This window comes from Microcystis sp. LE19-84.1B (assembly GCF_027531875.1).
Lineage (GTDB): Bacteria > Cyanobacteriota > Cyanobacteriia > Cyanobacteriales > Microcystaceae > Microcystis > Microcystis panniformis.
Map to the genome: position 1 here is coordinate 1 of NZ_JAPZSR010000412.1, position 1,103 is coordinate 1,103.

Annotated in this window: 2 protein-coding genes; both read right to left on the reverse strand. The window is 40.3% G+C overall.

Annotated elements, in window-relative coordinates; translation table 11 throughout:
* On the reverse strand, nucleotides 1-799 hold a 799-nt coding region (locus O9324_RS22995; protein WP_288141408.1), incomplete at its 3' end, for an RpnC/YadD family protein.
* 111 nt (nucleotides 800-910) lie between these two features.
* Nucleotides 911-1,103 (reverse strand): PEP-CTERM sorting domain-containing protein (locus O9324_RS23000; protein WP_288141409.1); only part of this gene is annotated, 193 nt, incomplete at its 5' end.

Sequence of the window (1,103 nt, forward strand, 5' to 3'; positions counted from 1 at the left end):
CAAGGGCATCAATGACAGATTCTCGAGCTTTTTGAATCATCCCCTTTTCCATTCCCATTCTTTCAACACTGGTAATATAAGGCATTCTTTTTTCCTCCTCGTACTGATTTAATTCCTGTTGAAACTCCTGTTCTAATTCAGCGGGTAAGCTCATCAGCCAATCGATAAACTTAAAGAGGTTGAGAATGTCCTCTCGTTGATAACCCTGTTCGTACAACCGTTTAGTTAATGTTAGTTTCGCTTCTTTACGCTTTTTTCGGTTTTGCCGAGTTTCTAAAGCTTGGAGATGCGCCATCACGACTGTAGCAAAAGGGTTGCGGTTGGCTGCTAAAGCTGACCACTGCTGCTTAAATTCTAGCAACTTGACGACCGGAAAGCGAAAACTCACTTGACAATCAAATAACTCACGTTCAAATTGATTGGGTCGCCAAGAAGCATTATCATCACCTAAAACTGCCAAACTCGCTACTGAACGCCTGTAACGATCATAAATACGGTAGTAATAGACAAACATCCGTTCAGCAAAGTCAATTTCTCGCTGACCCTGGATTTCTATGTGGATTAAAACCCAGGTCTCTTCTCCCGCAAGACGATAAATTTTCACCAACTTATCGACGAGACGTTTGCCTAACTCAGCATCCCGCACCACTTGTTGAAGTTCTTTGTCGAGAAATTCAAAGCCTTGATTCCAATCAATACCCGCGTGAGCTTGAGGAAAAAAGAAGGAAACAAAGTCTTCAAAGTATATTTCTAAGACATCTTTCCAAGGAGTATCAAAATCAGTATTTGGGTTATTCATTTCAGTTATCAGTTATCAGTTATCAGTTATCAGTTCTCTTGAACCACCGAAGCAATTTTTGTGATATACTGACGCAGAAAACGGGTTTCTCAAAGAAACCCGTTTTCTTGATTAATTCTTGCGCTTGCACTTGCTGGCTAATCCTAGAGTCAATAATAGCCCGAAAATAGTATCAGGTTCAGGAACTTTGGCTATATTGGTAAGCTTGATATTATCAACTAATAAAGCTGAATTTCCAGTAGCATTTCCTCCTCCTGTCTTATCCACATCAACTACCCCAAACCCTAAAATATAATCTCCACTC